Below are 16,114 nucleotides of genomic sequence, written 5' to 3' on the forward strand. Positions count from 1 at the left end.
TGATGCCTGTCCCTTTTGTATTGAACGTGAGGAAAGAAAATGAAGAAAATCAAAATATTGTTCGTTTGTTTGGGGAACATTTGCCGTTCGCCTATGGCGGAATATTTAATGCGCGACAAAATTGCGAAAGTTGGCTTGAGCGAGCGGATTGAAACGGATAGTGCAGGGACATCAGGGGAAAATGATGGCGATGGTATGCATTGCGGTACGGCAGATGTCTTAGATCGACTGAAGATTTATAGCAATGATTTTGTGAGCCGCAAAGTGCGGTCAAAAGACGTGGAGATTTTTGATTATATCGTGGCAATGGACAATCATAATTTGCGTGATTTGGAACGCTTATTTGGAAAACGCGATAAGATCTTTGCGATTGCGAGCCTTTGCCCTGATTTGCCTTATGATCATATTCCTGATCCATGGTACACCCACCGATTTGATGAAACTTATCAGTTGTTAGATGTGTGTTGTGATGCGTTGTTAGCGAAAATCAGGCAAGAGCATAAAATCTAATATTAGGACAGAGATAATCCCTGTCCCAAGGCATTATGCTTCCACAAAACCTAATGCCGTTTCTACCACGTCAATGCCTGCACCTGGTTTGTGGGCATTTTCGCTTAAGTAACGCCGCCATTGGCGGGCGCCTTTGCAGTTTTGGAATGTGCCGAGCATATGGCGCGTGATATGGTTGAGATACACCCCTTGGCTTAATTGCTGTTCAATATAAGGCAGCATTTTTTCTACCGCCTGACGCGCGGTGATAATGGGGGCATTTTCATCAAACAACGCATTATCAATAACCCCTAACAACGAGGGGTTTTGATACGCTTCGCGCCCAACCATTACGCCGTCAACATGGTGTAAATGCGCTTTCATTTCTTCAACGGTTTTAATGCCGCCGTTAATGCTAATGAATAAGTCGGGAAAATCACGTTTCAGTTGATACACCCGTTCATAATCAAGGGGCGGAATTTCGCGGTTTTCTTTAGGGCTTAACCCAGAAAGCCATGCTTTTCTTGCGTGCACAATGAGTTCACGACAGCCTGTATTTTTCACCTTTTCCACAAAATCGCACAGAAATTCGTAGCTGTCTAATTCATCAATACCGATACGCGTTTTCACTGTAACAGGAATTTTCACCGCACTTTGCATCGCCGAAACACAATCTGCCACTAAATCTGCCTTTGCCATTAAGCAGGCACCAAACATACCATTTTGCACGCGGTCTGACGGACAACCTACGTTTAAATTGATTTCCACATAACCACGTTCTTCAGCCAGTTTGGCGCAATGGCGAAGTTGTTCAGGATCGCTTCCCCCAAGTTGAATTGCCACAGGGTTTTCTGCCGGATCAAAAGCCAAATGGTCATATTTTGCGTGAATAATCGCCTGACTGGTGACCATCTCGGTATAAAGCAAGGCATGCTGTGAAAATTGACGGTGAAAATAACGACAGTGGCGCGTTGTCCAGTCCAGCATTGGTGCCACAGAAAAACGCCCACGATAAAAGTGCGGTTGATTTGGATTCATTTTTAGCTTGTTTAATTAGAAATTTTGGGGATTATACCGAAATTAGCCGGCATTTTGTGAACTCTATTCCAAAATTTTGCTTTTGTTGATGACGAAAAATTTGTTTAAGTTAGACTTTAATTTAGATGAAATAGCATCTTGTTATACGTTTAAAGCGTATGATATATTATTTGAGCATGAGAGTTTATCAACATGAAGCTTACTTTTATTGAATTATCGCCTTTTGAAAAATATCGAAAAGTACATTTAAGTGATGATGAATATCGTCAGTTACAAAATATATTGTTAGCGTTTCCAGAGAAAGGTGATGTAATACAGGGATTAAGTGGCTTGAGAAAATTGAGATTGGCGGACTCTTCTCGCCATAAGGGCAAACGTGGTGGTGCAAGGGTGATTTACTATTATGCACAAACAAAATCTAGGATTTATTTTGTTACCGCTTATGGTAAAGATAAACAAACTGATATTAATCATGAACAACGCGCATTATTGGTACAAGTTATCGATAGATTAAAAAAACTGGAATAGGTGGCGTATGACAGACACAACACTTTTTGAAGACTTAATGACAGGTTTATCTGAAATAGAACAGCATATGAAAGGAGAAATTGAATTACCGAGTTATACCCTTTCTCGCCCTGAACAATTAGAAAAAACAGGCGATGAAGTACGTTCAATTCGTGATGAATTGCATCTTTCACAATCAGAGTTAGCAAAACGATTAAGAATGAGTGTGAGAACCTTACAAAACTGGGAACAAGGACGAACGCTGCCAAATCCGCATAGTTTAATGTTATTACGAATGGCGCGTAGAGAACCTAAACTTTTTGAAGTAGTCGCGAGTTTGTGATCTAACAGGATAAATTAAATAAAAAGCTAAGCCTATAACGCATTTCGTTGTAGGTTTTTTATTTGTTCAAATTAGAAAATTTTGGGGACAATCCTAAATAATTGTATATTGAAAATTTCACATAAAGATGTAATGCTTGCGCCATTCTTTTTTAACTTTACTTATAGGAGATGACCTATGAAAAAATGCTTATTAGCAACTTTATTAGGCTTGGTATTGGGCACAGCACAAGCGGCTGAATTACCGAAAATTACCGTGTTAGCAACCGGTGGGACGATTGCGGGCAGTGGTGAAACCGCGGTGAGTTCTGCTTATAAAGCGGGGCAGCTGAATGTAGATGCGTTGATTAATGCGGTGCCTGAGATTAAAAACTTGGCGGATGTGAAAGGCGAGCAAATTGTGAAAATCGGTTCGCAAGATATGTCGGACGAGGTATGGTTGAAGTTGGCAAAAGCCATTAACAAACAATGTGCAGACACCGATGGTTTTGTGATTACCCACGGCACGGATACCATGGAAGAAACCGCTTATTTCTTAGATTTAACCACTAAATGTGAAAAACCGGTGGTGTTGGTTGGAGCAATGCGTCCTGCTACAGAGAAAAGTGCGGACGGTCCGTTGAATTTATATAATTCGGTGGTGGTGGCGACTGATAAGAAAACCGGAAAACGTGGTGTTGTTGTGGCAATGAATGATGAAGTTTTGGGTGCGCGCGATGTGACGAAAACCAGTACAACAGCGGTTCAAACCTTTGAAGCACCAAACTTTGGCCCACTTGGCTTTATTCATAACAGCAAAGTCACTTACGTTCGTTCACCGGAAAGTAAGCATACCGTTAATTCCCCCTTTAATGCGGATAAATTAGAAAGCTTGCCAAAAGTGGGCATCATTTATGCGTATTCCAATATGCCGACTGAGCCGTTAAAAGCCTTATTAGACGCAGGTTATCAAGGTATTGTGGTTGCGGGCGTGGGTAATGGTAATATGAACGCGGCAAACCTTGAATTGCTTGAAAAAGCGGCGAAAGACGGCGTTGCAGTGGTGCGTTCATCACGTGTTCCAACAGGTTATACCACGCGTGATGCGGAAGTGGATGATAGCAAATACGGCTTTGTGGCGGCAGGAACGTTAAATCCACAAAAAGCGCGAGTTTTATTGCAATTAGCCTTAACACAAACCAAAGAAGTGAAAGTGATTCAACAATATTTTGATGAACTTTAATTTGGGTTAAGTGGGTTAAAGCGCGGTGTAAAAACAATATCTTTTTCACTGTGCTTCAGATTGCCGATAAAGTTCATATTTGAGCAATAACCTAGCACGAGCCGTGCTAGGTTCGTTAAACCCAGCCCCGCTGGGGCTGAAAGGAAGAGCCGCAGAGCGGCTCAGATTAAGTAACCCTATACGGCTCGTATAGGGTATGTCATTGGTATAAAGCGCGGTAGAAAAATAATGTTTTTTCACCGCGCTTTTTTGTGATGTAGATCACAAAATTTTCGCTAATCATTTAAAACTGTGATCTTCGTCACATTTTTAAAAAAGAGACCAAAAAATATTTTGTGATCAGGATCACAGATCTCATCAAAACAATTTCGGCTTTGATTTTCCTTATGCTATTTTCAGCACATCAAAAATCCGTTTTCTTATTTATTGGAGAAATCAAATGTTATCAGCAAGTGCTAAAGTGAAAATCCAAAGTTTTGGACGTTTCCTATCAAATATGGTGATGCCGAATATCGGTGCATTTATTGCGTGGGGTTTTATCACCGCGCTTTTTATTCCAACAGGTTGGTTGCCGAATGAGCAATTGGCAAAACTCGTTGGGCCGATGATTACGTATTTATTACCCCTTTTAATTGGTTATACCGGTGGTAAATTAGTGGGCGGCGATCGCGGTGCGGTTGTGGGCGCGATTACCACTGCAGGTGTGATTGTGGGAACGGATATTCCAATGTTCCTAGGCGCAATGATTGCAGGTCCGACTGGCGGTTGGGCAATCAAACATTTTGACAAATGGGCAGATGGCAAAATCAAAAGTGGTTTTGAGATGTTAGTGAATAACTTCTCATCAGGTATCATTGGGATGATTTTAGCCATTTTGTTCTTCTGGGTTGTGGGACCGGCAGTGAAAGTGATTTCTAGCTGGTTAGCGGCCGGTGTGGATGTCTTAGTGAACGCAGGCTTATTGCCGTTAACGTCAATCTTCGTGGAACCTGCGAAAATCCTATTCTTAAATAACGCCATTAACCACGGTATTTTCTCGCCGTTAGGTATCCAACAAGCACAAGAATTTGGTCAATCTGTCTTCTTCTTAATTGAAGCGAACCCAGGCCCGGGTTTAGGTGTGTTGTTAGCCTATATGTTATTCGGTAAAGGTTCAGCTAAACAAACATCAGGCGGTGCAGCGATTATCCACTTCTTCGGTGGTATCCACGAAATTTATTTCCCTTATGTGTTAATGAACCCGCGCTTAATCCTTGCGGTGATTGCAGGTGGTGCGACAGGCGTATTCACATTAGTGTTATTCAATGCCGGTTTACAGGCACCCGCTTCACCAGGTTCAATCATTGCGGTGTTAGCGATGACGCCAAAAGCGTCTTTCATGGGTGTGATTCTCTCTGTTATTGCGGCAACCGCGGTGTCTTTTGTGATTGCTTCATTCTTTGTGAAATTACAAAAAGAAGAAGATGCCGGTAAATTAGAAGAAGCACAAGCAGCATCAAAAGCGATGAAAGGCGGTGCGAGCCAACAACAAGTGACCGATTACAACGGCTTGAAAAAAATCTTCGTTTCTTGTGATGCGGGTATGGGTTCAAGCGCAATGGGCGCAAGTATGTTGCGTAAAAAAGTGAAAGATGCAGGTTTACCAATTGAAGTAGCAAACTGTGCGATCAACGATTTACCTGAAGATGCGCGTTTAGTGATTACCCATCAAGACTTAACCTTACGTGCGAAAAAACAAGTACCAAACGCCATGCATTTATCATTAACAAACTTCTTAGATAACAAATTCTATGACAGTTTAGTGAATGATTTAAAAGCGAATTTTGATGAAAAAGCCCCTGCGACAGAAGCCAAAGCGGATGAAATTTCGGTCAATGGCACAACCTTTAGCTTAAAACCTGAGCAAATCTTCTTGGGCTTAGAAGCAACAGATAAATTTGATGCCATTCGCTTTGCCGGTGAGCAACTTGTTAAAGCCGGTTTTGTGCAACCAAGCTATGTGGATGCCATGTTTGAGCGTGAAAAATTGGTTTCGACTTACCTTGGCGAAGGGGTCGCTGTGCCACACGGTACCATTGAAGCCAAAGATGCGGTGCTTAAAACCGGTGTAGTCGTTTGCCAATATCCGGCCGGTGTACGTTTTACCGATGATGAAGACGGCGTAGCGAAATTGGTGATTGGTATTGCGGCACGCAACAATGAGCATATCCAAGTCGTATCAGCGATTACAAACGCATTAGACAGCGAAGAAGCGATTGAATTGCTCACGTCAACCAATGATGTGAATAAAGTACTTGAGTTGTTAAAAGCATAATATGTTGGGGCAAATGTAATTTGCCCTACGCATAATTTCGGAGAAGATTTAAATGAAAGCATTACATTTCGGCGCGGGTAATATCGGTCGTGGCTTTATTGGAAAATTATTAGCGGACAGTAACGTAGAAGTCATTTTTGCCGATGTGAACGATAGCGTTATAAACTTGCTCAAAACGAACCGCACTTATGGCGTGAAAATTGTCGGCGACAGTGTGAATACCGTTGAGCAAGTAAACAATGTCACGGGCGTCAATTCCAAAGATGAAGCAGCGATTATTGCGTTATTTAATGAAGTGGATTTGGTGACAACGGCGGTTGGTCCAAACGTATTAAAAATTATTGCCGGCACCGTTGCAAAAGCCTTAGAAGCACGTTTGGCAAGTGGCAATACCAAACCCTTAAATATTATTGCCTGTGAAAATATGGTGCGCGGCACGACTTTCTTAAAAGAGCAGGTTTTCACCCATTTAAACCCGGCTATCAAAGAGCAAGTTGATGCTTTAATTGGCTTTGTGGATAGTGCCGTTGACCGTATTGTGCCGCCTGTGCAACCTGATGAAAACGATCCTTTATTGGTGACAGTGGAAGAATTTAGCGAATGGATTGTGGATAAAACCCAGTTTAAAGGGGACATTCCCGCAATTAAAGGGATGGAGCAAACGGATAACTTAATGGCTTTTGTTGAGCGTAAATTATTTACCTTAAATACAGGTCATGCAGTGACTTCTTATTATGGAAAATCAAAAGGTTATCAGTTCGTCAAAGAGAGTATTGAAGATGCGGATGTGAAAGCTTTTGTGAAGTCGGTGATGCAAGAAAGTGGCGCTGTGTTGATCAAACGTTATGGTTTTGATCCACAAGCACATGCCGCTTATATCGAGAAGATCTTAAAACGTTTTGCTAATCCGTATTTGGTGGATGATGTGGATCGTGTGGGGCGTGAACCATTACGCAAATTAAGCTATAACGATCGTTTGATTAAGCCATTACGCGGAACCTTGGAATATGGGCTGCCAAATGATAATTTAGTGCGCGCCATTGCAACGGCATTAAAATATCGTAACGACAATGATCCGCAGGCGCTTGAACTGGCACAATCCTTGGCGGATAATGGTGTGGTAGAAACGGTGAGAAAATACACGGAATTACAAGATAATGCGGTGATTGAGCGTATTGCCGCGGCATATAATGCGTAACTAATAAAAAGCGCGGTTAAAAATATAAGAGATTTTGACCGCGCTTTATCTTCATTTTTTCAAAGGATTTTATTGTGCTATCAGATGATCTTATTTACGAAAAACTCAACGATGCAGCGTCAATCCGTGGTTTTGTGACGGCAGCGGTGGCATTGTTTGATGAAGCGGTGGATTGCCTGATCAATAAAGTGTTTCGCAAAAATGATTTTGCGGTGAAGTCTGTGGTGGACAGCTTGTTTGAAACCTCCGGTCCTTTGGCAGCCTTGAGTATTCGGTTAAAAGTGTTGCTGGGGTTAGGCGTTATTTCTCAAGACATCTTTGAAGATATTACGGCATTTTTGCAATTAAAAGAACAGCTTAACAATGATGTGGATGAGCATTATTTTGCCGATGAACTGATTTTGAGTTTTACGCACGAGCTACAATCTTTTAAAGATAAAGCATTGTTGCCGACAGAAGAAACGGTAGCGGATCTTTCGACATTAGTGGGTAAAATGAAACAGCAACGTAAAGAAAATTTAGTGCGTTCTTGTTTAATTTTGACGATTACTGAGATTTATCGTCAGTTGGCGATTGAAAGTCCGCTGTAAACAGCAAAAAGTGCGGTTATTTTTAGCCAAATTTTTACGATAAAAGCTTGCAATTTATGCCGAGATGAGTATAATTCACAAGCTTTCAATACGAAAGCCGTTTAATGTAATCATTTATTAAACGCACTATTACGATATGTAATAGATAAAATGTTTCCGATTTGGGAACTACATAGGTCTGCTGCACTTCCCTTTATTTAAGAAGTTAAAGGTGATGGTGTCAGTTTTTTTATAGCTAAATTTTTATTGGAGCTCTGGTCTAATGCAGAACCAAAGAATCCGTATCCGCTTAAAAGCATTTGATCATCGCTTGATCGATCAATCTACTGCGGAGATCGTAGAAACAGCTAAACGTACTGGTGCACAAGTTCGTGGCCCAATTCCTTTACCAACTCGTAAAGAACGTTTTACTGTATTGATTTCACCACACGTTAACAAAGACGCGCGTGACCAATATGAAATTCGTACTCACAAACGTTTAGTTGATATCGTTGAGCCAACAGAAAAAACTGTTGATGCATTAATGCGTTTAGATTTGGCTGCCGGCGTTGACGTGCAGATCAGCCTAGGTTAATTAAGAGGTTATTACAATGATTGGTTTAGTCGGTCGTAAAGTTGGTATGACCCGCGTTTTCACTGAAGACGGCGTGTCAATTCCAGTTACCGTTATCGAAATCGAAGCCAACCGCGTAACTCAAGTTAAAACTCTTGAAAACGATGGCTATACTGCAGTTCAAGTTACAACTGGCTCAAAAAAAGCAAGTCGTGTAACTAAGCCTGAAGCAGGTCATTTCGTGAAAGCAGGTGTTGAAGCTGGTCGCGGTTTATGGGAATTTCGTACTGAAGGTGAAGAATTCACTTTAGGTCAAGAAATTAATGTTGACATCTTTACAGATGTTAAAAAAGTTGATGTTACCGGTACGTCTAAAGGTAAAGGTTTCCAAGGTGGTGTTAAACGTTGGAACTTCCGTACTCAAGATGCTACTCACGGTAACTCTTTATCACACCGTGTACTTGGTTCTATTGGTCAAAACCAAACTCCAGGTCGTGTGTTTAAAGGCAAAAAAATGGCTGGACACTTAGGTGCTGAGCGTGTAACTGTTCAATCACTTGAAGTTGTTCGTGTAGATGCTGAGCGTAAATTATTATTAGTTAAAGGTGCCGTTCCGGGCGCAACTAATAGTGATGTTATCGTGAAACCAGCAGTTAAAGCATAAGTCTAGGAGATAGAGATGGAATTACAAGTTGTAGGTGCAAACGCACTAACTGTTTCTGAAACTACCTTCGGACGTGAGTTTAACGAAGCGTTAATCCACCAAGTAGTTGTTGCATACGCAGCAGGTGCTCGTCAAGGTTCACGCGCACAAAAAACTCGTGCTGAAGTGTCTGGTTCAGGTAAAAAACCTTGGCGTCAAAAAGGTACAGGCCGCGCGCGTTCCGGTGATATCAAATCACCAATCTGGCGTTCGGGTGGTGTTACTTTTGCTGCGAAACCACAAGATCACAGCCAAAAAGTAAACAAAAAAATGTACCGTGGTGCAATCAAAAGCATTCTTTCTGAATTAGTTCGTCAAGACCGTTTAGTGGTTGTTGAGAAATTCGAAATTGACGCACCAAAAACTAAAGTATTAGCACAAAAATTAAAAGATATGGCGTTAAATGACGCTCTTATCATCACTGCAAGCTTAGATGAAAATCTATTCTTAGCAGCACGTAACTTATACAAAGTTGATGTACGTGATGTGCAAGGTATCGACCCGGTAAGCTTAATCGCTTTCGATAAAGTGGTTGTTACTGTTGATGCAGTGAAACAAATTGAGGAGATGTTAGCGTGATTCAACAAGAACGTTTGCTAAAAGTGCTTAAAGCACCACATATCTCTGAGAAAGCAACTAACAACGCAGAGAGCTCAAATACTATCGTATTCAAAGTTGCATTAGATGCAAATAAAGTTGAAATTGCTAACGCAGTTGAACAACTTTTTGAAGTGAAAGTAGATTCAGTTCGTACAGTTGTTGTTAAAGGTAAAACCAAACGCCGCGGTAATAAAATGGGTCGCCGCAGTGACTGGAAAAAAGCTTATGTTACTCTTCAAGAAGGTCAATCACTTGACTTCGTTGAAGGTGCGGCAGAGTAATTACGGAGGAATAAAGAATTATGGCTATCGTTAAATGTAAGCCGACCTCCGCTGGTCGTCGTCACGTTGTTAAAATCGTGAACCCTGAATTACACAAGGGCAAACCTTACGCACCATTATTAGATACTAAATCTAAAACTGGTGGTCGTAATAATTTAGGACGTATCACTACTCGTCATATCGGTGGTGGTCATAAACAACATTACCGTTTAATCGATTTCAAACGTAACAAGTTAGATATCCCAGCGGTTGTTGAGCGTCTTGAATATGATCCAAATCGTTCTGCAAATATCGCTTTAGTGCTTTATAAAGATGGTGAACGCCGTTATATCTTAGCACCTAAAGGTCTGTCTGTAGGCGATCAAATCCAAGCTGGTGCAAACTCGCCAATTAAAGTTGGTAACTCTTTACCAATGCGTAACATCCCAGTTGGTTCGACTGTACATAACGTTGAATTAAAACCAGGTAAAGGCGGTCAAATCGCGCGTTCTGCCGGTGCGTATGTACAAATCATTGCTCGTGAAGGTAACTATGTAACTTTACGTTTACGTTCAGGCGAAATGCGTAAAGTATTAGCTGAGTGTGTTGCTACTATCGGTGAAGTAGGTAACTCTGAACACATGTTGCGTGTACTAGGTAAAGCCGGTGCAAGCCGTTGGAGAGGTATCCGTCCTACAGTTCGTGGTACAGCAATGAACCCGGTTGATCACCCGCACGGTGGTGGTGAAGGTCGTAACTTTGGTAAACACCCGGTAACTCCTTGGGGCGTTCAAACTAAAGGTAAGAAAACTCGTCACAACAAACGTACTGATAAATACATCGTACGTCGTCGTGGCAAATAATAGATTTAATTAAGAGGATTAGCCATGCCACGTTCTCTCAAGAAAGGTCCTTTCCTTGACCTACACTTGTTGAAGAAGGTAGAGAAGGCGGTGGAAAGCGGGGATAAAAAGCCAATTAAAACTTGGTCCCGTCGTTCAATGATCATTCCATCAATGATTGGTTTGACCATCGCAGTCCATAATGGTCGTCAGCACGTTCCAGTTTATGTTTCAGACGAAATGATCGGACATAAATTAGGTGAATTTGCACCGACTCGTACATACCGCGGTCACGCTGCGGATAAGAAAGCTAAGAAGTAAGAGGTAAATAGATGGAAACAATCGCTAAACATCGTTACGCTCGCACTTCAGCTCAAAAAGCTCGCTTAGTTGCGGATTTAATCCGTGGTAAAAAAGTAGCGGCAGCTTTAGAAATCTTAACGTTTACAAACAAAAAAGCAGCAGCTTTAGTTAAGAAAGTATTAGAGTCAGCTATTGCTAACGCAGAGCACAATGACGGTGCAGATATCGATGATCTTAAAGTCGCTAAGATTTTCGTTGATGAAGGTCCTAGCATGAAACGTGTTATGCCACGTGCTAAAGGTCGTGCAGATCGCATTTTAAAACGTACAAGCCACATCACAGTGGTTGTGTCAGATCGTTAATCGTAGAGGAATAACAGAAAATGGGTCAAAAAGTCCATCCACATGGTATTCGCCTTGGTATTGTTAAGCCTTGGAGCTCTACATGGTTTGCGAATACACAAGATTTCGCTGATAATCTTGACGGCGATTTCAAAGTACGTAAATTCTTGAATAAAGAATTAGCGAACGCTTCAGTTTCACGTATCACTATTGAACGTCCGGCTAAAAGCATTCGCGTTACAATCCACACAGCGCGCCCGGGTATCGTTATCGGTAAAAAAGGCGAAGATGTTGAAAAATTACGCAACGCAGTCGCGAAAATCGCAGGCGTTCCGGCACAAATCAATATCGCTGAAGTGAAAAAACCTGAATTAGATGCAAAATTAGTTGCAGATAGCATCGCTTCACAATTAGAACGTCGTGTGATGTTCCGCCGTGCAATGAAACGTGCAGTACAAAGCGCGATGAAACTTGGTGCGAAAGGTATCAAAGTTGAAGTGAGCGGTCGTTTAGGTGGTGCAGAGATTGCACGTTCTGAATGGTATCGTGAAGGTCGCGTTCCATTACATACGTTACGTGCGGACATCGACTATAACACTGCAGAAGCACATACAACATACGGTGTAATCGGTATTAAAGTATGGATCTTCAAAGGTGAAATTCTCGGTGGAATGGCTGCAATTGCACAACAACCAGAACAACAACCGGCTGCGCCTAAAAAGGCACCACGCGGCAAAGGTCGTAAGTAAGGAGAACTGCTAGATGTTGCAACCAAAACGTACAAAATTCCGTAAAGTCCACAAAGGACGTAACCGTGGTATCGCCGGTGGTACAGAAGTTAGCTTCGGTACATTCGGCTTAAAAGCGGTTGGTCGCGGTCGTTTAACAGCTCGCCAAATCGAAGCGGCTCGCCGTGCGATGACTCGTGCAGTTAAACGTCAAGGTAAAATCTGGATTCGTGTATTCCCGGACAAACCAATTACTGAAAAACCATTAGAAGTTCGTATGGGTAAAGGTAAAGGTAACGTGGAATACTGGGTAGCACTTATCCAACCAGGTAAAGTACTTTATGAAATGGACGGAGTTTCAGAAGAAATCGCACGTAATGCATTCGCATTAGCGGCGGCGAAACTTCCGATTAAAACAACGTTCGTAACTAAGACGGTGATGTAATGAAAGCTCAAGAACTACGTAACAAAAATGTTGAAGAGCTGAATGCTGAGTTAGCAAACCTTTTAGGTGAGCAATTCAAATTGCGTATGCAAGCAGCCACCGGTCAGCTTCAACAAACCCACCAGTTAAAACAAGTGCGCCGTAATATTGCACGAGTAAAAACTGTATTAAATCAAAAGGCGGGTGAGTAATGACTGATAAAATTCGTACTGTTCAAGGTCGTGTAATTAGCGACAAAATGGATAAATCTTTCACAATCGCTATCGAGCGTAAAGTGAAACACCCACTTTTAGGTAAATTTATCCGTCGTACAACTAAATTACACGTTCACGATGAGAACAACGAAGCTAAACAAGGTGATGTAGTTGAAATCAAGGAATGTCGTCCTGTTTCAAAAACTAAATCTTGGACTTTAGTTCGTGTAGTAGAAAAAGCAACTGTTGCTTAATCTCTACAGCTAAATATAAAGCCCTAGCAGCAATGCTAGGGTTTTTTGTATTTTATCATTCTAAAACGGTTATAAATTTAACCGCACTTTTTTATCATTTAATTTATCCTTTTATCATTTAGATGATAGCTTATTTTTTAATCTAATTTCCAAGAAGTATACTTCTTTTAGTTGTTATTGACATAACAACTAAAACATGTCCTGAAAATAAATTAGATTAAAATGTATGTCTTTCAAATCAGTTATAAAGCCATCTCTTGTTCAGTCTATTGATTTAGATTGGAATAATGTATTAGATTCTGAACAGCTTTTAATTAGTCAAGTTATAGACAAAAGAAGAATTAGATGGCTATGTCATTTTACGCGACGTCAGAATCTTGAAAACATTAAGAAATTTGGCTTGGTTCCTCGTAATTTATTACCAGAGAATAGTTTTATTACTGATCGATCACGTTATGATCAGCACCCGAATGCTATATGCCTATCGATTACGAAACCAAATAGTTGGATGTTTAAGAAAAAACAAGAGCAAGGCTTGGATTTATGTCTGCTATTAATTGATCCTGCTATTCTATATAAAAAACACTGTTTATTTTATCCACATAATGCGGCAACTGCCTGCTATCGTAATATGGAGTCTAGCTATTTTACTGGTGAAACTGCATTAGAAAAATTATTTGACGAAGTAGTAACATATCAAAAATCGGGATGTGCTCCACAGCACATTGATCGTTCGTGGAATAAAGACTTAAAAGATTGCGAAACAACTTCAGATCAAGCAGAAGTGCAATGTTTAGAGGTAATTGAACCGCATTATATTTTACAGATTATTGAACATGATATTCCTTTAGATCATGATGGTATTTTAGCAAAATGTTTAGATTTTACGTTTAATTTGGGAAATTGGGAGCAATCTTCAGGGATTAAAGCTAATTCAGAGAATAATAAAGAAAAAAGCTCTCAAGAAAATGAAACTAGAAGAAAGTCTGAGTTTTCTAGTAAAAAAGAGAATATTCCAACGGAGAATATTGAGTCTAAAGAATTTGAAAAAAGAACATACTCTACATTTAAAACTATTTCTAATATATTATCTAGCACATTAGAAACTGCTGAGAAAGGGGAAAAACAATTAAATAAGGAAATTCGCCAAGCTCAGGAATATTGGGCTACTGAAGAAAGCATGAAAAGACAACTTGCCGAAGCAAAAGAACGAAAACTTGAGAGCAAAGAAAAATTGCGAAGAATCAGTGAAAAATATGGAAAGAATTATGAAGAAGTAGAGCCTGAGATAGAAAGAAAAACTCAAGAGTTAAAAGCAAAAATAGAAGAAAAATCTATAAAAAATACCTATTCAGAAGATCATAGCAAAAGTGATAACACTGGTTGTGCTATCTTATTAGTAATATTAATTCTTATCTATATCTTTATTTAAATGAAAAAGAAAACTATTGGAAGAACAACACGTCCTATTTTTATTCCAAATCGAGATTCAATAGGCGTAATAGAACAAAACATTGAATTTGATTGGCATATGGGAATGAGTGCAGAAGTACGCAAGCGTTCCATAAAAAGTTTGCATCAAGAAGCACAAAAACAAGGTTTTGAGAAGATATTAGAAGCGTCAAGTAAATCAGAGCAGGACATTGGTATTCAGTTGAGCGCATTTTTCTTGAAAAATATTAAAGGCTATCCTGTAGAAAATTTATTTCAAAGTAGTAAGGTTTTTGAGAATGGCGGACCATTTCGAGATTTATTAACAGTAACGCCACGAGAAGCCAAAAAAGATGAGCGTTTACGTAATAGCGGTAATCTAGTCACTTTCACATTTAATAATAAGGATTATCCATTAGAGCCTAAAAGCCTTTTTTATGATTGGTTATATGTGAATGTACTATTTTCAGACAGAAATCTTGAATTAAGAGAACGTTTTTTTGAGAGTAAATTTGATGCCTTTAGTGATATTGAATTTAACCCAGAAAGATCATTTAGTTGTCAGGCGAGAACATTAGCATTATGTGTTTCATTATATGAGAATGAATCCATCAAGGAGTTTATTGCCGATCCTATTAACTTTTCGACTGAATTTTCGTTATATACAAAACGAGAAGATAAAAATTCGCAAGCTAGTTTATTTTAGAGGTTTTATGTTCAAGAAACTATTTAGTAACATATTTTCATATCAAGAAGAGTCAGTAAAATTAGTTTATAATGATGGTGTTACGGCTCTTGCTCGTGGAGATATTAGAAAAGCAATTTCATTATTTGAAAAAGTCTGCAATCAGCACCCATCTGCGGCATATAATTTAGGTTTAATTTATTTGGATGGTGCAGGTCAGTTTACTCCTAAATACAATTTAGCGAGAAAATATTTTGCCTTAGCTGATCAATTGGGTCATCAAAAGGCTGTTATTAGTGCACAAGTTATTGGTTTAACTGGCGAAAGGGTATTAACTATTCCAGAACAATTGGAGTTTTTTCAATTGGCTGTAACTCAATATACTTTAGGGAGACAACTAGGTAATTTGGCTTATTTAGTGGCATATGATATTAAGCGAAATATCTTAGAAACAAGTAGAGATGAACAATATAGTTTAGATCGTTTTATTTCTTATGAATTATATTGTATTCGTAATTATGGTAATGACGAAGTTATGAATTTATATCGTCAGTCATCGCTAATAAATTTATCAATCAATTATCAAGATGATTGGGAGAATGGAGAAACAGCGGTTATTTCTGACTACTTAAATAATCAAGTGTGGGGTTCCATTATTGCTTGTTCAGGTGGTAAACTTAATTTTGATGAAATGGGACCGCTAAGATTAGCGATTGTTAATACCGTTTTTGAATATTACATGTAACTTAGTAAGGAGAAAAAATGTTCGAACCAGTTTCTAAAGACAATGACACCAAACCTGTTATTAAGGTCATTGGTGTTGGCGGCGGTGGCTGTAATGCAGTGGATCATATTCAGGATTATTTAGCCGAATCAGAAAATGAGCATAATGTTGAGTTATATGCGGTGAATACGGATGTGCAAGCTTTGAGAAAGTCTAAAGTGATGAACACATTGCAAATCGGTAAAAATGTCACTCGTGGGTTAGGTTAATAGTTCGAATGAAAAAAGTGCGGTTAAAAATGATCTGCACCCCAAAAGTTGGACTAAACAACCAACTAATTAAGGTGCAGAT

The 16,114-nt window shown here is 39.8% G+C and carries 23 protein-coding genes; 22 read left to right on the forward strand and 1 reads right to left on the reverse strand.

All coding sequences use genetic code 11. The features are described from left to right. Positions 1–39 precede the first annotated feature (39 nt). A complete protein-coding gene (locus tag Q0O89_RS04355; RefSeq protein ID WP_293730475.1) occupies positions 40–510 on the forward strand; it encodes a low molecular weight protein-tyrosine-phosphatase in 471 nt (156 codons plus the stop codon). 33 nt (positions 511–543) lie between these two features. Here Q0O89_RS04355 and dusA read toward each other — a convergent pair whose 3' ends face one another. Next, positions 544–1,527 (reverse strand): tRNA dihydrouridine(20/20a) synthase DusA, encoded by a 984-nt coding sequence (dusA, locus tag Q0O89_RS04360; RefSeq protein ID WP_293730476.1) that lies wholly within the window; start codon positions 1,525–1,527, stop codon positions 544–546. Positions 1,528–1,719: 192 nt separating this feature from the next. Between dusA and Q0O89_RS04365 the strand changes: the two genes are divergently transcribed. The 21 genes from Q0O89_RS04365 to Q0O89_RS04465 all read left to right on the forward strand — a co-directional run bounded on the left by Q0O89_RS04365 (position 1,720) and on the right by Q0O89_RS04465 (position 16,032). Continuing rightward, the gene (locus Q0O89_RS04365; RefSeq protein WP_293730477.1) at positions 1,720–2,055 is read left to right on the forward strand and encodes a type II toxin-antitoxin system RelE/ParE family toxin; all 336 of its coding nucleotides are present in this window, start codon (positions 1,720–1,722) and stop codon (positions 2,053–2,055) included. Positions 2,056–2,062: 7 nt separating this feature from the next. Then, positions 2,063–2,377 (forward strand): helix-turn-helix domain-containing protein, encoded by a 315-nt coding sequence (locus tag Q0O89_RS04370; protein ID WP_273391974.1) that lies wholly within the window; start codon positions 2,063–2,065, stop codon positions 2,375–2,377. A gap of 177 nt (positions 2,378–2,554) precedes the next feature. Continuing rightward, complete coding sequence (gene ansB, locus Q0O89_RS04375; protein WP_293730478.1) at positions 2,555–3,598, forward strand: L-asparaginase 2; 1,044 nt, start codon at positions 2,555–2,557, stop codon at positions 3,596–3,598. 439 nt (positions 3,599–4,037) lie between these two features. Continuing rightward, positions 4,038–5,912: a PTS mannitol transporter subunit IICBA gene (locus Q0O89_RS04380; protein WP_135708949.1), complete on the forward strand. Its 1,875-nt coding sequence runs from the start codon at positions 4,038–4,040 to the stop codon at positions 5,910–5,912. A gap of 52 nt (positions 5,913–5,964) precedes the next feature. Then, on the forward strand, positions 5,965–7,110 hold the full coding sequence (locus Q0O89_RS04385; protein ID WP_293730479.1) for a mannitol-1-phosphate 5-dehydrogenase: 1,146 nt from the start codon (positions 5,965–5,967) through the stop codon (positions 7,108–7,110). A 74-nt stretch (positions 7,111–7,184) separates the two neighbouring features. Beyond that, positions 7,185–7,700, forward strand: a complete 516-nt coding sequence (locus Q0O89_RS04390; protein ID WP_293730481.1) for an MltR family transcriptional regulator — start codon at positions 7,185–7,187, stop codon at positions 7,698–7,700. Positions 7,701–7,962: 262 nt separating this feature from the next. Further along, on the forward strand, positions 7,963–8,274 hold the full coding sequence (gene rpsJ / locus Q0O89_RS04395; RefSeq protein ID WP_001181005.1) for a 30S ribosomal protein S10: 312 nt from the start codon (positions 7,963–7,965) through the stop codon (positions 8,272–8,274). Between the two features lie 16 nt (positions 8,275–8,290). After that, positions 8,291–8,917 (forward strand): 50S ribosomal protein L3, encoded by a 627-nt coding sequence (gene rplC / locus Q0O89_RS04400; protein WP_135708946.1) that lies wholly within the window; start codon positions 8,291–8,293, stop codon positions 8,915–8,917. Positions 8,918–8,932: 15 nt separating this feature from the next. Next, positions 8,933–9,535, forward strand: a complete 603-nt coding sequence (gene rplD, locus Q0O89_RS04405) for a 50S ribosomal protein L4 (RefSeq protein ID WP_135708945.1) — start codon at positions 8,933–8,935, stop codon at positions 9,533–9,535. Further along, positions 9,535–9,837 carry a 50S ribosomal protein L23 gene (rplW, locus tag Q0O89_RS04410; RefSeq protein WP_174221922.1) on the forward strand — a complete coding sequence of 101 codons (303 nt, stop codon included), beginning with the start codon at positions 9,535–9,537 and terminating at the stop codon, positions 9,835–9,837. The genes rplD and rplW overlap by 1 nt, the downstream gene beginning before the upstream one ends. 20 nt (positions 9,838–9,857) lie before the next feature. Continuing rightward, positions 9,858–10,679 (forward strand): 50S ribosomal protein L2, encoded by an 822-nt coding sequence (gene rplB, locus Q0O89_RS04415; protein ID WP_115636987.1) that lies wholly within the window; start codon positions 9,858–9,860, stop codon positions 10,677–10,679. A 24-nt stretch (positions 10,680–10,703) separates the two neighbouring features. Then, positions 10,704–10,979, forward strand: a complete 276-nt coding sequence (gene rpsS, locus Q0O89_RS04420; protein WP_005539416.1) for a 30S ribosomal protein S19 — start codon at positions 10,704–10,706, stop codon at positions 10,977–10,979. Positions 10,980–10,990: 11 nt separating this feature from the next. Continuing rightward, positions 10,991–11,323, forward strand: a complete 333-nt coding sequence (gene rplV / locus Q0O89_RS04425; RefSeq protein ID WP_005754962.1) for a 50S ribosomal protein L22 — start codon at positions 10,991–10,993, stop codon at positions 11,321–11,323. 20 nt (positions 11,324–11,343) lie between these two features. Next, positions 11,344–12,051: a 30S ribosomal protein S3 gene (rpsC, locus tag Q0O89_RS04430; RefSeq protein WP_135708944.1), complete on the forward strand. Its 708-nt coding sequence runs from the start codon at positions 11,344–11,346 to the stop codon at positions 12,049–12,051. Positions 12,052–12,064: 13 nt separating this feature from the next. After that, positions 12,065–12,475 carry a 50S ribosomal protein L16 gene (rplP, locus tag Q0O89_RS04435; RefSeq protein ID WP_100289144.1) on the forward strand — a complete coding sequence of 137 codons (411 nt, stop codon included), beginning with the start codon at positions 12,065–12,067 and terminating at the stop codon, positions 12,473–12,475. Continuing rightward, positions 12,475–12,666, forward strand: a complete 192-nt coding sequence (gene rpmC, locus Q0O89_RS04440; protein WP_135708943.1) for a 50S ribosomal protein L29 — start codon at positions 12,475–12,477, stop codon at positions 12,664–12,666. Before rplP ends, rpmC begins: the two co-directional genes overlap by 1 nt. Further along, positions 12,666–12,923: a 30S ribosomal protein S17 gene (gene rpsQ, locus Q0O89_RS04445; RefSeq protein ID WP_115636991.1), complete on the forward strand. Its 258-nt coding sequence runs from the start codon at positions 12,666–12,668 to the stop codon at positions 12,921–12,923. Before rpmC ends, rpsQ begins: the two co-directional genes overlap by 1 nt. Positions 12,924–13,149: 226 nt before the next feature. Next, positions 13,150–14,355: a DarT ssDNA thymidine ADP-ribosyltransferase family protein gene (locus Q0O89_RS04450; protein ID WP_273316945.1), complete on the forward strand. Its 1,206-nt coding sequence runs from the start codon at positions 13,150–13,152 to the stop codon at positions 14,353–14,355. Continuing rightward, positions 14,356–15,060 (forward strand): hypothetical protein, encoded by a 705-nt coding sequence (locus Q0O89_RS04455; RefSeq protein ID WP_273316948.1) that lies wholly within the window; start codon positions 14,356–14,358, stop codon positions 15,058–15,060. It begins immediately after the preceding gene. Between the two features lie 7 nt (positions 15,061–15,067). Continuing rightward, on the forward strand, positions 15,068–15,784 hold the full coding sequence (locus Q0O89_RS04460; RefSeq protein WP_273316951.1) for a hypothetical protein: 717 nt from the start codon (positions 15,068–15,070) through the stop codon (positions 15,782–15,784). A 17-nt stretch (positions 15,785–15,801) separates the two neighbouring features. Further along, entirely contained in the window at positions 15,802–16,032 is a 231-nt protein-coding gene (locus Q0O89_RS04465) for a hypothetical protein (protein WP_273316953.1), read from the forward strand. Positions 16,033–16,114 lie beyond the last annotated feature (82 nt).

It is taken from the genome of uncultured Actinobacillus sp., assembly GCF_945915845.1.
Lineage (GTDB): Bacteria > Pseudomonadota > Gammaproteobacteria > Enterobacterales > Pasteurellaceae > Exercitatus.